This window comes from Streptomyces sp. NPDC097129, from assembly GCF_055668065.1.
Genome location: NZ_JBVOQE010000011.1, coordinates 205,818 through 220,276, shown reverse-complemented (window position 1 = coordinate 220,276; position 14,459 = coordinate 205,818). Strand labels below are relative to the sequence as shown.

Annotated in this window: 13 protein-coding genes and 2 tRNA genes; 11 read left to right on the top strand and 4 right to left on the bottom strand. The window is 70.6% G+C overall.

All coding sequences use genetic code 11. The features are described from left to right. Nucleotides 1–36: 36 nt before the first annotated feature. From recF to AC0B9F_RS29050, 7 genes are all read left to right on the top strand, one after another. Entirely contained in the window at nucleotides 37–1,158 is a 1,122-nt protein-coding gene (gene recF, locus AC0B9F_RS29080) for a DNA replication/repair protein RecF (RefSeq protein ID WP_472007565.1), read from the top strand. Next, on the top strand, nucleotides 1,155–1,697 hold the full coding sequence (locus AC0B9F_RS29075) for a DciA family protein (protein ID WP_472007563.1): 543 nt from the start codon (nucleotides 1,155–1,157) through the stop codon (nucleotides 1,695–1,697). The genes recF and AC0B9F_RS29075 overlap by 4 nt, the downstream gene beginning before the upstream one ends. Nucleotides 1,698–2,197: 500 nt before the next feature. After that, nucleotides 2,198–4,258, top strand: a complete 2,061-nt coding sequence (gyrB, locus tag AC0B9F_RS29070) for a DNA topoisomerase (ATP-hydrolyzing) subunit B (protein WP_472007561.1) — start codon at nucleotides 2,198–2,200, stop codon at nucleotides 4,256–4,258. Nucleotides 4,259–4,300: 42 nt separating this feature from the next. Then, entirely contained in the window at nucleotides 4,301–6,895 is a 2,595-nt protein-coding gene (gene gyrA, locus AC0B9F_RS29065; protein ID WP_472007559.1) for a DNA gyrase subunit A, read from the top strand. Nucleotides 6,896–6,912: 17 nt separating this feature from the next. Continuing rightward, the gene (locus AC0B9F_RS29060; RefSeq protein WP_472007558.1) at nucleotides 6,913–7,608 is read left to right on the top strand and encodes a DUF3566 domain-containing protein; all 696 of its coding nucleotides are present in this window, start codon (nucleotides 6,913–6,915) and stop codon (nucleotides 7,606–7,608) included. A 90-nt stretch (nucleotides 7,609–7,698) separates the two neighbouring features. Further along, a tRNA-Ile gene (locus AC0B9F_RS29055) sits at nucleotides 7,699–7,775 on the top strand. A 105-nt stretch (nucleotides 7,776–7,880) separates the two neighbouring features. Continuing rightward, the gene (locus tag AC0B9F_RS29050) at nucleotides 7,881–8,072 is read left to right on the top strand and encodes a hypothetical protein (protein WP_472007557.1); all 192 of its coding nucleotides are present in this window, start codon (nucleotides 7,881–7,883) and stop codon (nucleotides 8,070–8,072) included. Between the two features lie 220 nt (nucleotides 8,073–8,292). On the opposite strand, the gene AC0B9F_RS29045 is transcribed toward AC0B9F_RS29050, so the two are convergent. Further along, entirely contained in the window at nucleotides 8,293–8,676 is a 384-nt protein-coding gene (locus tag AC0B9F_RS29045) for a DUF6344 domain-containing protein (RefSeq protein WP_472007555.1), read from the bottom strand. A gap of 390 nt (nucleotides 8,677–9,066) precedes the next feature. On the opposite strand from AC0B9F_RS29045, the gene AC0B9F_RS29040 reads away from it, so the two are divergent. Then, nucleotides 9,067–9,195: a DLW-39 family protein gene (locus AC0B9F_RS29040; protein ID WP_003999697.1), complete on the top strand. Its 129-nt coding sequence runs from the start codon at nucleotides 9,067–9,069 to the stop codon at nucleotides 9,193–9,195. Nucleotides 9,196–9,351: 156 nt separating this feature from the next. Then, the gene (locus tag AC0B9F_RS29035; protein WP_472007554.1) at nucleotides 9,352–10,650 is read left to right on the top strand and encodes a hypothetical protein; all 1,299 of its coding nucleotides are present in this window, start codon (nucleotides 9,352–9,354) and stop codon (nucleotides 10,648–10,650) included. Here AC0B9F_RS29035 and AC0B9F_RS29030 read toward each other — a convergent pair. Together AC0B9F_RS29030 and AC0B9F_RS29025 are read right to left on the bottom strand one after the other, a co-directional pair. Then, entirely contained in the window at nucleotides 10,614–11,846 is a 1,233-nt protein-coding gene (locus AC0B9F_RS29030) for a serine/threonine-protein kinase (protein WP_472007553.1), read from the bottom strand. The genes AC0B9F_RS29035 and AC0B9F_RS29030 overlap by 37 nt on opposite strands. Before the next feature lie 91 nt (nucleotides 11,847–11,937). Then, complete coding sequence (locus AC0B9F_RS29025; RefSeq protein WP_472007551.1) at nucleotides 11,938–12,486, bottom strand: helix-turn-helix domain-containing protein; 549 nt, start codon at nucleotides 12,484–12,486, stop codon at nucleotides 11,938–11,940. A gap of 181 nt (nucleotides 12,487–12,667) precedes the next feature. Between AC0B9F_RS29025 and AC0B9F_RS29020 the strand changes: the two genes are divergently transcribed. Then, nucleotides 12,668–12,740: transfer RNA gene (locus AC0B9F_RS29020), tRNA-Ala, on the top strand. A gap of 66 nt (nucleotides 12,741–12,806) precedes the next feature. Here the strand turns inward: AC0B9F_RS29020 and AC0B9F_RS29015 are convergent. After that, nucleotides 12,807–13,520 carry a DUF5324 family protein gene (locus AC0B9F_RS29015; protein ID WP_472007549.1) on the bottom strand — a complete coding sequence of 238 codons (714 nt, stop codon included), beginning with the start codon at nucleotides 13,518–13,520 and terminating at the stop codon, nucleotides 12,807–12,809. A 326-nt stretch (nucleotides 13,521–13,846) separates the two neighbouring features. Between AC0B9F_RS29015 and AC0B9F_RS29010 the strand changes: the two genes are divergently transcribed. Further along, entirely contained in the window at nucleotides 13,847–14,380 is a 534-nt protein-coding gene (locus AC0B9F_RS29010; RefSeq protein ID WP_472007547.1) for a peptidylprolyl isomerase, read from the top strand. Nucleotides 14,381–14,459 lie beyond the last annotated feature (79 nt).

The window sequence follows — 14,459 nt, the reverse complement described above, 5'->3', positions numbered from 1 at the left end:
GCACTACCCGAAGGCTGGGGAGGTCGGCGAACGACCATGCACGTCACGCATCTGTCGCTGGCCGACTTCCGCTCCTACGCCCGGACCGAGGTCCCGCTGGAGGCGGGCGTCACCGCGTTCGTCGGCCCCAACGGGCAGGGCAAGACCAACCTCGTGGAAGCGGTCGGCTACCTCGCCACCCTCGGCAGCCACCGTGTCGCCTCCGACGCCCCGCTCGTGCGCATGGGCGCCGAGCGGGCCGTCGTACGCGCCCAGGTCCGGCAGGGCGAGCGGCAGCAGCTGATCGAGCTGGAGCTGAACCCCGGCAGGGCCAACCGCGCCCGCATCAACCGCTCCTCGCAGGTCAGACCGCGGGACATCCTCGGCATCGTGCGGACCGTGCTGTTCGCGCCCGAGGACCTCGCCCTGGTCAAGGGCGACCCGGGGGAGCGGCGCCGGTTCCTGGACGAGCTGATCACCGCGCGCTCCCCGCGCATGGCGGGCGTGCGCTCCGACTACGAGCGCGTGCTGAAGCAGCGCAACACCCTGCTCAAGTCGGCCGCGCTGGCCCGCCGGCACGGCGGCCGCTCCATGGACCTGTCCACGCTCGACGTGTGGGACCAGCACCTCGCGCACGCCGGCGCCGAACTCCTCGCCCAGCGCCTGGACCTGATCGCCGCGCTCCAGCCGCTGGCCGACAAGGCGTACGAGCAGCTGGCGCCAGGCGGCGGGCCGATCGGCCTGGAGTACAAGCCGTCCGCCCCCGGCGAGGCACACACGCGTGAGGATCTCCACGCGCAGCTCATGGGGGCGCTCGCGGACGCCCGCAAGCAGGAGATCGAGCGCGGCGTCACCCTCGTCGGCCCGCACCGCGACGACCTGGGGCTCAAACTCGGCCAGCTGCCCGCCAAGGGCTACGCCTCCCACGGCGAGTCCTGGTCCTACGCCCTGGCCCTGCGACTGGCCTCCTACGACCTGCTGCGCGCCGAGGGCAACGAGCCGGTGCTGATCCTCGACGACGTCTTCGCCGAGCTGGACGCCCGCCGCAGGGAGCGGCTGGCGGAGCTGGTGGCCCCCGGCGAGCAGGTCCTGGTGACCGCCGCCGTCGACGACGACGTGCCGCACGTGCTCAGCGGGGCGCGGTACACGGTCTCGGACGGCGAGGTGGCACGCGTATGACCGGACAGCAGCCGCAGGACGAGGCGCCGAAGAAGGCCCCCGAGCCCTCCGGCGTCGACCTCGCGCGCGTGGCGCTGCGGGCCGCGAAGGACGCCGCACGCGCGCGTGGCGACGCGGCGCAGCAGAAGAAGCAGGCCCGCCGCGGTGGTCTGCGCTCCGGCGCGCGCGCCGACGGACGTGATCCGATGGCGCTCGGCTCGGCGATCAACCGGCTGATCACCGAGCGGGGCTGGGAGACGCCGGCCGCGGTGGGCGGCGTGATGGGCCGCTGGCCGCAGATCGTCGGCGAGGACGTGGCCAAGCACTGCGTGCCGGAGAAGTACGACGAGGACGAGCGCGTGCTGGTGGTGCGCTGCGACTCCACGGCCTGGGCGACCAACCTCCGGCTGCTCGCGCCGACGCTGGTCGCGCGGCTCAACGAGGACCTGGGCCATGGCGCGGTCCGCGTGATCAAGGTGCTGGGCCCGGGCGGCCCCGTGCGCCGCTACGGCCCCCTGCGCGCCCCCGGCAGCACCGGCCCGGGCGACACCTACGGCTGACACCGCCGTAGACCGTGCGCCGCGTCCCGGAGTGAGGGACGTCACACCGATTTCACACCTCTCCGCGCGTGCGTCCCGAGGCGCGCGCGGAGCCGCGCGCGCCTGCGTACGGAGTGCACGCACGCGTGCACGGCAAGACACACAAAATCACCGCATAAGAGTACGAAACGCCACCTGACTCCCGAGTAGCAAAGGCTTGACAGCCCGAGGCGCTGAGCGCCGCTGTGAGCCTCTTGGAGCCCCCTTCCGTATATCGGGAGTCGGAAGAGGCTGGTTCAGGGCGCCACATCGGGACTCAGGTACCGGCAAACCCCCATCGATGTCAGTGCTACCGGTAGACTGGAAGCCAATCCCGCCCCAAACGTGGGGACCGTCCGGGAAACGCTGAGCAACGCTGATCAAGGCTTACCAACGCACCATGCCGCAGCCGCTCCGGCAACCCTCCCCCACCGGGGGAACCCCCAGGAGCCTGGCTTGTGCTGTGCCAGAAAGGGCGCTTCGTGGCCGATTCCGGCAACCCCAACGAGAACATCCCGTCCACCGACGCCGGCGCGGCCAACGCGGCGAGCACCTCGAACGGTGAGGTCACGGCCTCGTACGACGCCAGCGCCATCACCGTCCTCGAGGGTCTGGACGCGGTCCGCAAGCGACCCGGCATGTACATCGGCTCGACCGGCGAGCGCGGACTGCACCACCTCGTGTACGAGGTCGTCGACAACTCCGTCGACGAGGCTCTGGCCGGCCACGCGGACACGATCGACGTGACGATCCTCCCCGACGGCGGGGTGCGGGTCGTCGACAACGGCCGTGGCATCCCCGTGGGCATCGTGCCCTCCGAGGGCAAGCCGGCCCTCGAGGTCGTGCTGACGGTCCTGCACGCGGGCGGCAAGTTCGGCGGCGGCGGTTACGCGGTCTCCGGCGGTCTGCACGGCGTGGGCGTGTCCGTGGTGAACGCCCTGTCGAGCAAGGTCTCGGTCGAGGTGAAGACCGACGGGCACCGCTGGACGCAGGACTACAAGATGGGCGTCCCGACGGCGCCGCTGGTACAGCACGAGGCCACGCAGGAGACCGGCACCTCGGTCACCTTCTGGGCCGACGCGGACATCTTCGAGACCACGGAGTACTCCTTCGAGACGCTGTCGCGGCGTTTCCAGGAGATGGCGTTCCTCAACAAGGGCCTGACGATCAAGCTCACCGACGAGCGCGAGTCGGCGAAGGCCACGGCCGGGGCGGACGAGGCGGGCGCCGACGAGAAGGACGAGGCGAAGACCGTCACGTACCACTACGAGGGCGGCATCGTCGACTTCGTGAAGTACCTCAACTCCCGCAAGGGCGAGGTGGTCCACCCCACGGTCATCGACCTGGAGGCCGAGGACAAGGACAAGAGCCTGTCCCTCGAGGTCGCGATGCAGTGGAACAGCGGCTACAGCGAGGGTGTGTACTCCTTCGCGAACATCATCCACACCCACGAGGGCGGCACCCACGAAGAGGGCTTCCGCGCCGCGCTGACGTCCCTGATCAACAAGTACGCGCGCGACAAGAAGCTGCTGCGGGAGAAGGACGACAACCTCACGGGCGACGACATCCGCGAGGGTCTGACCGCGATCATCTCGGTCAAGCTGAGCGAGCCGCAGTTCGAGGGCCAGACCAAGACCAAGCTGGGCAACACGGAGGCCAAGACCTTCGTGCAGAGGGCGGTCTACGAGCACCTCACCGACTGGCTGGACCGCAACCCGAACGAGGCCGCGGACATCATCCGCAAGGGCATCCAGGCCGCCACCGCGCGGGTGGCCGCGCGCAAGGCCCGTGACCTGACCCGCCGCAAGGGCCTGCTGGAGACGGCGTCCCTGCCGGGCAAGCTGTCCGACTGCCAGTCGAACGACCCCACCAAGTGCGAGATCTTCATCGTCGAGGGTGACTCCGCCGGCGGCTCGGCCAAGTCCGGCCGCAACCCGGAGTACCAGGCGATCCTCCCGATCCGCGGCAAGATCCTCAACGTCGAGAAGGCACGGATCGACAAGATCCTGCAGAACCAGGAGATCCAGGCGCTGATCTCCGCCTTCGGCACGGGCGTGCACGAGGACTTCGACATCGAGAAGCTCCGCTATCACAAGATCATCCTGATGGCGGACGCCGACGTCGACGGCCAGCACATCAACACGCTGCTGCTGACCTTCCTGTTCCGCTTCATGCGGCCGCTGGTCGAGGCCAGGCACGTGTTCCTGTCCCGCCCCCCGCTGTACAAGATCAAGTGGGGCAAGGACGACATCGAGTACGCCTACTCCGACCGCGAGCGCGACGCCCTGCTGGAGCTGGGCCGCCAGCGCGGCAAGCGGGTGCGCGAGGACTCCATCCAGCGCTTCAAGGGTCTCGGCGAGATGAACGCCGAGGAGCTGCGCGTGACCACCATGGACCAGGAGCACCGCGTCCTCGGCCAGGTCACCATCGACGACGCCGCCCAGGCCGACGAGCTGTTCTCGGTCCTGATGGGCGAGGACGTCGAGGCCCGCCGCGCGTTCATCCAGCGCAACGCCAAGGACGTCCGTTTCCTCGACATCTGAGTCGGTCTCAGCTGACCGCACCAGGAAGGATCTTCACCAGCAATGGCCGACGAGAACACCCCAGTCACGCCTGAAGGCGACGGCGTCATCGCCCAGCGTCTCGAGCCCGTCGGGCTCGAGACGGAGATGCAGCGCTCCTACCTCGACTACGCGATGTCCGTCATCGTCTCGCGTGCGCTGCCCGACGTCCGGGACGGTCTCAAGCCCGTCCACCGCCGCGTGCTGTACGCGATGTACGACGGCGGCTACCGCCCCGAGCGCGGCTTCTACAAGTGCGCCCGTGTCGTCGGCGACGTCATGGGCAACTACCACCCGCACGGCGACTCCTCGATCTACGACGCCCTGGTCCGCCTGGCGCAGCCGTGGTCGATGCGGATGCCGCTGGTGGACTCCAACGGCAACTTCGGCTCCCCGGGCAACGACCCGGCCGCGGCGATGCGCTACACCGAGTGCAAGATGGCGCCGCTGTCGATGGAGATGGTCCGCGACATCGACGAGGACACCGTCGACTTCACGGACAACTACGACGGCCGCTCCCAGGAGCCGACCGTTCTGCCGTCCCGCTTCCCGAACCTGCTGATCAACGGCTCGGCCGGCATCGCGGTCGGCATGGCGACCAACATCCCGCCGCACAACCTGCGCGAGGTCGCCGCCGGCGCCCAGTGGTACCTGGAGAACCCCGAGGCCTCGCACGAGGAGCTCCTCGACGCGCTCATCGAGCGCATCAAGGGCCCGGACTTCCCGACCGGCGCGCTCGTCGTGGGCCGCAGGGGCATCGAGGAGGCCTACCGGACCGGCCGCGGCTCGATCACCATGCGCGCGGTGGTCGAGGTCGAGGAGATCCAGAACCGCCAGTGCCTGGTGGTCACCGAGCTGCCGTACCAGGTGAACCCCGACAACCTGGCGCAGAAGATCGCCGACCTGGTGAAGGACGGCAAGATCGGCGGCATCGCCGACGTCCGCGACGAGACGTCGTCGCGCACCGGCCAGCGCCTGGTCATCGTGCTGAAGCGGGACGCGGTCGCCAAGGTCGTGCTGAACAACCTGTACAAGCACACCGACCTGCAGACGAACTTCGGCGCGAACATGCTCGCGCTGGTCGACGGCGTGCCGCGCACGCTGTCGCTGGACGCGTTCATCCGCCACTGGGTGACGCACCAGATCGAGGTCATCGTCCGCCGGACGAAGTTCCGGCTGCGCAAGGCGGAGGAGCGCGCGCACATCCTGCGCGGTCTGCTCAAGGCGCTGGACGCCATCGACGAGGTCATCGCGCTGATCCGGCGCAGCGACACCGTCGACATCGCCCGGCACGGCCTGATGGACCTCCTGGAGATCGACGAGATCCAGGCCAACGCCATCCTCGAGATGCAGCTGCGGCGACTGGCGGCCCTGGAGCGGCAGAAGATCGTCCAGGAGCACGACGAGCTCCAGGCGAAGATCCGCGAGTACAACGAGATCCTCGCCTCGCCGGTCCGCCAGCGCGGCATCGTCAGCGAGGAGCTGGCCGCGATCGTCGAGAAGTACGGCGACGACCGCAAGACGAAGCTGATCCCCTACGAGGGCGACATGTCCATCGAGGACCTGATCGCCGAAGAGGACATCGTCGTCACCGTCACCCGCGGCGGCTACATCAAGCGGACCAAGACCGACGACTACCGGGCGCAGAAGCGCGGCGGCAAGGGCGTGCGGGGCACGAAGCTGAAGGAAGACGACATCGTCGACCACTTCTTCGTCTCCACCACGCACCACTGGCTGCTGTTCTTCACGAACAAGGGCCGCGTCTACCGCATCAAGGGCTACGAGCTGCCCGAGGCCGGCCGCGACGCGCGCGGCCAGCACGTGGCGAACCTGCTGGCCTTCCAGCCGGACGAGGCGATCGCCGAGATCCTCGCCATCCGCGACTACGAGGCGGTGCCGTACCTGGTGCTGGCCACCAAGTCCGGACTGGTGAAGAAGACGCCGCTGAAGGACTACGACTCCCCGCGTTCGGGCGGTGTCATCGCCATCAACCTCCGTGAGCGCGAGGAGGGCGGCGACGACGAGCTGATCGGCGCGGAGCTGGTCTCGGCCGACGACGACCTGCTGCTGATCAGCAAGAAGGCGCAGTCGATCAGGTTCACCGCCTCGGACGACACGCTGCGTCCGATGGGCCGTGCCACCTCGGGCGTCAAGGGCATGAGTTTCCGCGAGGGCGACGAACTGCTCTCGATGAATGTCGTGCGACCCGGTACGTTCGTGTTCACTGCCACAGACGGTGGGTACGCGAAGCGGACCCGCGTCGACGAGTACCGCGTCCAGGGCCGCGGCGGCCTCGGCATCAAGGCCGCCAGGATCGTGGAGGACCGCGGTTCGCTGGTCGGCGCGCTGGTGGTCGAGGAGACCGACGAGATCCTCGCCATCACCCTGTCGGGTGGTGTGATTCGTACGCGAGTCAACGAGATCAGGGAGACGGGCCGTGACACCATGGGCGTCCAACTGATCAACCTGGGCAAGCGCGATGCCGTGGTCGGCATCGCCCGTAACGCCGAGGCGGGGCGCGAGGCGGAGGAAGTCGACGGCGACGTGGCCGTGGACGAGACCGCCGAGGATGCCGCGACCACCGGCACGGACGAGGGTGAGTCGCCCTCGGCCGAGTAGCACGAGGAGTGAGCATCGTGAGCGGAGCCACGGGCGCCGGACCGACCGGTACCAGTTCGGGAACGGACGGCGGCGGCCGTGGCTCCGCCGCGCAGGCCTCACCTGCGAACGACCCGCAGACCACCAACCTCCAGGCGATCAAGACGCCCGCCAAGGGCGCGCCCTCTTCCGACACCCAGGGATCCCAGGGGGGAACCGTGACGGACACCCGAGGTCAGCAGCAGGCCTCGCCGCTGCCCGACGAGCGTCAGGGGCAGCAGCCCGGCGGCCCCTACCACCCGCCGCAGGCCTACCAGTCGGACGCCGTGCGCCGCCCGCGCACCGGGGTCCGTACGACGCCCCGGGTGCGCAAGGCGCGGCTGCGGGTGGCCAAGGCCGACCCGTGGTCGGTGATGAAGGTCAGCTTCCTGCTGTCCATCGCGCTCGGCATCTGCACGGTCGTGGCCGCCGCGGTGCTGTGGATGGTGATGGACGCGATGGGCGTCTTCTCCACGGTCGGCGGCACGATCTCGGAGGCCACCGGCTCCAACGAGTCGAACGGCTTCGACCTGCAGTCCTTCCTGTCGCTCCCCCACGTGCTGATGTTCGCGGCGATCATCGCGGTCATCGACGTGGTCCTCGCGACGGCGCTCGCGACCCTCGGCGCGTTCATCTACAACCTCTCCGCGGGTTTCGTCGGCGGCATCGAGCTGACGCTCGCCGAGGACGAGTGAGCAGGTCGCGGCCGGCGGATTTTGGGACTGTGCCCCTCGTGCGCTAATCTTCAGGAGTCAGCGCGCGGGACATACACCGCAGAGCGCGGCGGGGCTATAGCTCAGTTGGTTAGAGCGCATCCCTGATAAGGATGAGGCCACAGGTTCAAATCCTGTTAGCCCCACCAGACACGAGGACCCCCGATCCGGGTAGGATCGGGGGTCTTCTGCATGGCAGGTCACATGGTGTGTCACCTGGGGGGCGTGTGGTCGCGATAGGTGTTCTCTTCGGCTTGCTCACCGCTGTCGTCGGCGCCCTGGTCGCCGTGTTGCTGCGGCGGCGCAACGGCGGTACGGACAACGCCGACGGGTTGCGCATCGAGCAGGACCGCCGGCTCCAGGCCCGCAACGACCGGGTCTCCTTCAACGCCCTCACCCTGCACGGCCAGGCGCCGAACATGACCGACCAGTACCGGCAACACTGACAGCCCCTGGTCCGGGAGCCGGGTGCCGGGTGCCGGGTGCCGGTAAGGCCCGCACACAGACGGGCCCGCGGCACACGCGGCGAGGCCCGCAGCACAAACGGCGAGGCCCGGCAGCTCTTGCGAGCGGCCGGGCCGGTCGTTGCGCGTGCGGTGGTACGCGAATCGCCGTCACGTCAAAGGTGCTGGTGAGGACACGGCGGGGACGCCGTGCGCGGCGCTGTCAGCGCTGCAGGGGGATCATGGGGCGCTGCTGGGCGGGGATGGCGGCCCGTTCGGCGGCGTCGGCGCTGTCGCACTGTTCGTCGGTCGCCGTCTCGTCGAGCTGGCGGTGGCGGCAGCTCGGGGACTTGCCGTGGGCCTCGGCGCGGATGCGCTGCTTCATCGTGGGCGGAAGGGACCGGGCGTGGAGCCAGGACCAGGTGGACAGTGGCGGTGCCGCCGCCTCGGGGGCGGTCGTCGCGTCGTCGCTGCTGCTGTTGCGCGGCGCCTCGCTCTGCGTTACCGCCGCGGCGGCGGTCGTGGTGACGAGTCCGAGCGCCGTGAACAGCGCGAGGAAGGCGGTCACGATGACCGTCCACAGCTGCTTGACCTGGTTCTGGGCCATGATCCCCTCACTTTCGGGTTGGGCGATTTGCGTACTTTCCTCATGATGTGTATGGGGACCGCGAAGTGGTGGACCGACGCCCGTGGCGCGTCGATGTTCCGATGAACACCACTCGGATGGACGTATGGACCGCGCCAGGGCCGTTGAGGGGCTTCAGGGAGCGCCGCGGAGGATCACGTGGTAGTGCGGGGGGCGGAGCGTCGGGGAGGGCGCGGAGAGGACGGAGGGACGGCGGGATCGACGGGCGGTGTCGGAGGAGCCGGATCCGCTTCCATCGCGCCGTTTCGTATGGCCAGTTGGTGCCCCGACGCAGGTCACCGATCGGTATCGGCCGGTGTGTATAGTCGGGCGCCAGAGGTCCCTTACGTCAACGAAAGACGAGGTTGCGCGGTGAAGAAGCTGCTCCTGGTCGCACTGGCCGCCATCGGCGGGCTCCTCGTGTACCGCCAGATCCAGGCGGATCGCGCTGAGCAGGACCTGTGGACGGAGGCGACCGACTCCGTGCCCACGGGTTCCTGATTACCCGACACCGAATTCAGCAGACCCCGGCCGCCCGAGCGGTCGGGGTTTTGTGCTGTCGGGGGCCCGGCGGGAATTGCGCGGTACGCCGGATGCCCACGGGGCCGCCGGGGCAGGATGGGCACGGTCCGGTTGCGGAACGGTGAGGGGGCGCGTATGGGACCGCGTACGGGGGCTGCGCTGCTGGTCCTGGGCATGGGGCTGGTGTCGGCGCCACCCGCGCAGGCCGCGACCGGAGCCCCGGGTCCCGGCGCCTACGCCTACGACCCCGGTGCCCGCACCGTCACCGCCGCGCAGGGCACCGGTGAAGCCGCCGGCCTCGTCCCGGGGCACAGCTACCGCTCCACACTGACCGGCAAGGGCCCGGTCTACTTCCGGCTCGACCTGGACGGCACGTCGAACGCCTACGTCTCCGCCACGGCCGTCCCGCCGGCGAACGCCGAGGTCTCCGCCTCCGACGGCCTGAAGGTGTCCGTCCAGGACGCCGACGGCCGCTCCTGCTCCTACGACACCGAACTGTTCGGCGCGTCCCGCAGCCCGCGCCCCGTGACGGCCTGGGGCGCGCGGGAGACCGGCACCTCCGGCCGGACGGCGTGCCGCGGCGCCGGGGCCTACTACGTCGTGGTGGAGCGCGCCGGCCGGTCCACCGCCACGTCCTCACCGCGGCCGCAGCCCTGGGCGCTGGAACTGACCGCCGCCACCGAGCCGCCCCTCGCACGTCCCGGCCCCACCCGCGCCCCCGAGGCCTGGAACTCGGCGTCCGCCGCGCCCCTGGCGGGCACCCCGTCCAGCCGCCCGGCCGGCGCCGGTTTCGCCACGGCGCCGCTCGTCGGCGAGGGCGTGTGGCAGACCGCCGCACGTCCCGGGCAGACCCTCTACTACAAGGTTCCCGTGGGCTGGGGACAGCGGCTGTCCGCCAGCGCGGAGCTGGGCAGCGCCGCCGAGCGGGGCGGTTACACCGTCGGCGCGCTGGAGCTGGCGCTGTTCAACCCGGTGCGCGGGCACGTCACCGACGTCGGCGTGGGCTACGACGGCACGCAGAAGTCGGCGGTCCTGCCGCCCGTGCCCCCGGTCGCCTACCGCAACCGGTACGCCGTGCGGGACACGGTTGGCGCGATGCGGTTCGCCGGGGCGTACTACCTGGTGGTGCACCTGGCCGCGCGCGTCGCCGACCGGATCGGCCCGGGAGCGCTGCCGCTGACCCTGCGGGTGCGCGTCGACGGGGAACCTCAGGCCGCCCCGGACTACGCCGGCCGCTCCTCACCCGGAGACGTCTTCCAGGTCACGGCCGGGACCGGCAGCGCCGGCACGTCCGATGAAACCCTGCTGAAGACGGTCGCCGTGGGCGGCATCGGCACCGGGACCCTGCTGCTGGCGGTACTCGGCGGCTGGACGGTGCTGGCGCGCCGCCGGGCCGGTCAGATGCGGGCCAGCGCCCAGAACCCGACGGCGTAGCAGACGAGGGCGAGCAGCAGCAGCGGCACGGCGACCCGGGCGGGCGGCCCGGGGCGACGGCGCGGCGTGGGGCGCGCGGTGTCCACGGCCTTGTGGGTGGTCCGCGGCTCGTGCGCGGTGTACGACGCGGTGACGGCGTCGGCGCGATACCGGACGACGGGCAGGGCGTGGGTGGGGGTGTCGACGGGCTGCGTGCCGACGGGCTGCTCCCGCGACCGGGTCTGTTCCCGGGACCGGGTCTGTTCCCGGGACACCGCCTGCGCGGGACTCGGCGGTACGGCCGTGCCGTCCCGTGGATCGCCGGGCGGGCGGCCGTCGAGCGGGCCCAGCGGGCCGAAGCCCGGCGGCAGGGGACCGACTTGGTCGAAGATCTCGATCAGCTCGTCGTCGGGGCCCGGCTCCGGCAGGAGTTCGACGGCCGCCGCCAGCGCCTTGCGTGCCCCCGTCGCCGTGCGGAAACGTGCCTGCGGGTCCGGCTGCAGCAGGGCGGCCACGACCTGCCAGAGCGGCTCCGGGACGCCCTTGGGCGCCCCGGGAGTGCCGTGATCGGCGAAATACTCGACGAGTGCCTTGGCGTCCGGCTTGGCCCCCTCCAGCAGATACAGGGCCACCAGGCCGACGGCGAACAGATCGGCCGGGAAGTCCGGCTCGGCGCCCAGCAATTGCTCGGGCGCCAGGTAACCGGGCGTGCCCACCACGAGGTTCGTCTCCGTCAGCCGCGGTTCGCCCAGCCGCATCGCGATGCCGAAGTCCGACAGGCGCAGCCGGGGCCGGCCGGTGCCGGTGGCCTCCAGCAGGATGTTGGCGGGCTTGACGTCCCGGTGGACGACCCCCTCGGCGTGCACCGCGGCCAGACCCGACAGCAACTGGTCGAGCAGCGTGCAGACGAAGGACGGGGGGAGGGGGCCGTAGTCGCCGACGAGATGGACCAGTGAACCGCCCGCGACCAGGTCCATCGTGAACAGGACCTGGTCGTCGTCGGCGGCCCAGCTGGTGGGCGCCAGCACATGCGGGTGATCGATCCGCAGCGCCTGCTCCCGGACGAACCGCAGCAGCGCGTGCGCGTCGCGCTGCTGGAGCACCTTGGCGGCCGCGTAACGGCGACGACGGTGGTCCCACACCCGCCATACGGCGCCGACGCCGCCGCGTCCGATCGGGTCGACCAGTTCGTACCGCCCGGCGAAGACCTCACCCATCGCTGCGCGCCGCTCCTCCCCCTCGGGTCACCCCCGTTGCATCCCCCGCGACCGGCCGCCGAACCCCTCCGTGGCGACCCGGCCGTGCGGGTCAGTTCTGGTGCGACTGGTAGTGCGCGACCGCGTCGGAGGTGCGGCCGGCGCCGTACACCCGGAGGAACTCGGCCAGCTCCGGGTGGGTCGTGGCCAGCGAGTCCGCGGCGTCGATGATGTCCCCGGCGGCGGCCACGGAACGCAGCAGCGACTGGATCTCGCGGACCACCCGCTTCACCGTCGGCGCGCCCGAAGTGCTCGTCGTCTGCGTGGTGTTGTTGAGCACCGATCCCCCCTGCGACTTCTTGATCTCCTCCATGCGCTCGGTCGCCTCGGCGGCGCTGACGCTGCCGTCCGCCGCCTGCGCCGCCAGCTCCTGCAGCAGCTGCACCCGCTGGACGACCGCCGGGTTGCCGATCTTCGCCCGCTGACCGCTCATCAGCTGGGAGAGCATCGGCGCGGACAGTCCCAGCACCCCCGCGAGCCGGGCCTGGTTCAGACCCAGGTCGTCTATGAGCCTGCGGAAGAGCGCCCCCAGCGGCTCCCCGTACCAGTTCCGCTGCAGTTCCCGCGCTCTGGCGGTTGCTTCCTGCTGTGCGGCGTCCATTGCGTCTCCCCATCGCTTCCCCAAAACGGCGGTTCGCTGCCGCGAACCACGCCGAGCATCTTACGGAGCGTGGTCGACTACGGGGACCCCCAATCTTTTTGCGAGATCCCCCGGTGGACCCGGTACTCTGGTCTGCGGCGCCCACCGGATCGCTTTTCTTCCGGCCGGACGCTTCTCTTGCGGGGCCTTAGCTCAGTTGGTAGAGCGCCGTCTTTGCATGGCGGATGTCAGGGGTTCGACTCCCCTAGGCTCCACGTGAAAACGCCCCCCGGCCTGCGGAAACGCAGGCCGGGGGGCGTTTTTCGTTGCCGTGCGGTGTCTCAGCCCTCGTCGTCGCGGCGGACCGCTTCCTCCTCGGCCTCCTTGGCCTGGACCTCCGGGTCGAGCGAGGCGTCGCCGCTGCCGTCGACCGAGGTCAGACGGCCCGACTCGGGGACCTCGGTGGCGGCGGGCGGCTCGACCAGCCAGTCCGGGTTGGCCTGCTTGTCCCACCACTTCCAGGCCGCGAACGCCCCGCCCGCCACGACGCCGGCCACGGCCAGCACCTTCGCGATGCGTCCGGCCCTGGCCCGGCGCCGGTGCTTGCGTGCCAGCTTCTGGATCTCCTTGGGCGAGACCTGGCCGCGCAGTGCGGCCAGCGCGGCGGCGCCCCGGGCGGCGGCCTCGTCACGGACGGGGCCGGCCGCGGCCACCGCCTGCTCGATCATCGGCCGGGAGTAGTCGGCGGCCTGCCGGGCGGCCTTGCGGGTGCGTACGGCGGCCTCCTGGGCTGCCTGGTCCACTCGCGGCGGCACATGCGTCATGGCCTGCACGCGCGCCTGCTCGATACGGGGCGCCACATGGACGCCGTACTGGGCGCGGGCCTGCTCGGCGGCCAGTGTCACCTTGGGCGCGAGCCGTACGCGGGCCTCGTGCGCGTAGTGCGCGGCCCTGTCCTTGGCCGTGTCGGCGTAGGGCGCCACCACTTCCGCGGCGTGCAGCACGCTGTCCTTCGCCGAACCGGTCGCGGCGCGCACGCTGTCGATGCGGGTCACGGGTTCCTCCTCCTCGGTGGCGTACGGTAAATCGACTTTCCACCCTTTTGCGGATCATGCCTCTCCGTGGGCTCTCCGGCATGCGGGGACGCGCATCCGGGTGCCGAAGAACGCGATCGCGGGTGAATAGCGGACGAACAGGGGTCAACGGAGCTTGTCGTCGACAATGCCACGGTTCGGCCCGGCGCGCTCCCGTCCCGCACGACTCGGTCCTTCCCGGAACACACATCCGGTACCCGAAATCCGTGCTTCCGCTCAGGTGGGCGACGCCGGGGGCGGGCCGTGCGAGGATCAGGGAGTCACAGAAAGACAACGGAAGGCACATCGTGGCTGAGCAGCTCTACGCCACCCTGAAGACCAACCACGGCGACATCCAGATCCGGCTTTTCAAGGACCAGGCGCCGACCACGGTCAGGAACTTCGTCGAGCTCGCCAAGGGTGAGCGGGAGTGGGTCCACCCGGAGACCGGCCAGAAGAGCACGGCCAGGCTCTACGACGGGACGGTCTTCCACCGGGTGATCAGCGGCTTCATGATCCAGGGCGGCGACCCGCTCGGCAACGGCACCGGTGGCCCCGGCTACCAGTTCGACGACGAGTTCCACCCCGACCTGCGCTTCGACCGGCCCTACCTGCTGGCCATGGCCAACGCCGGCCCGCGCACCAACGGCTCGCAGTTCTTCATCACCGTCTCCCCGACGGCGTGGCTGACCCGCAAGCACACCATCTTCGGTGAGGTCACGGACCAGGCCAGCCAGAAGGTGGTCGACTCGATCGCCGCCACGCAGACCAACCCGCGCACCGACCGTCCGCTCCAGGACGTCGTCATCGAGTCGGTCGTCATCGAGTCCCGCGAGGGCTGAGCGAACGCGGTCCCAGGCCCGAGCCGGGACGCGCCGGGCGTCCGGCAGGTCCCGAAGGGAACCAATCGCCCTGCTCGTC

Excerpts from the sequence above, each read along its gene's own strand:
- recF (WP_472007565.1), top strand. The coding sequence starts at position 37 with ATGCACGTCACGCATCTGTCGCTGGCCGACTTCCGCTCCTACGCCCGG.
- AC0B9F_RS29035 (WP_472007554.1), top strand. The coding sequence starts at position 9,352 with ATGGGACCGCGTACGGGGGCTGCGCTGCTGGTCCTGGGCATGGGGCTG.
- AC0B9F_RS29025 (WP_472007551.1), bottom strand. The coding sequence starts at position 12,486 with ATGGACGCCGCACAGCAGGAAGCAACCGCCAGAGCGCGGGAACTGCAG.
- AC0B9F_RS29045 (WP_472007555.1), bottom strand. The coding sequence starts at position 8,676 with ATGGCCCAGAACCAGGTCAAGCAGCTGTGGACGGTCATCGTGACCGCC.
- gyrA (WP_472007559.1), top strand. The coding sequence starts at position 4,301 with ATGGCCGACGAGAACACCCCAGTCACGCCTGAAGGCGACGGCGTCATC.
- AC0B9F_RS29030 (WP_472007553.1), bottom strand. The coding sequence starts at position 11,846 with ATGGGTGAGGTCTTCGCCGGGCGGTACGAACTGGTCGACCCGATCGGA.
- AC0B9F_RS29075 (WP_472007563.1), top strand. The coding sequence starts at position 1,155 with ATGACCGGACAGCAGCCGCAGGACGAGGCGCCGAAGAAGGCCCCCGAG.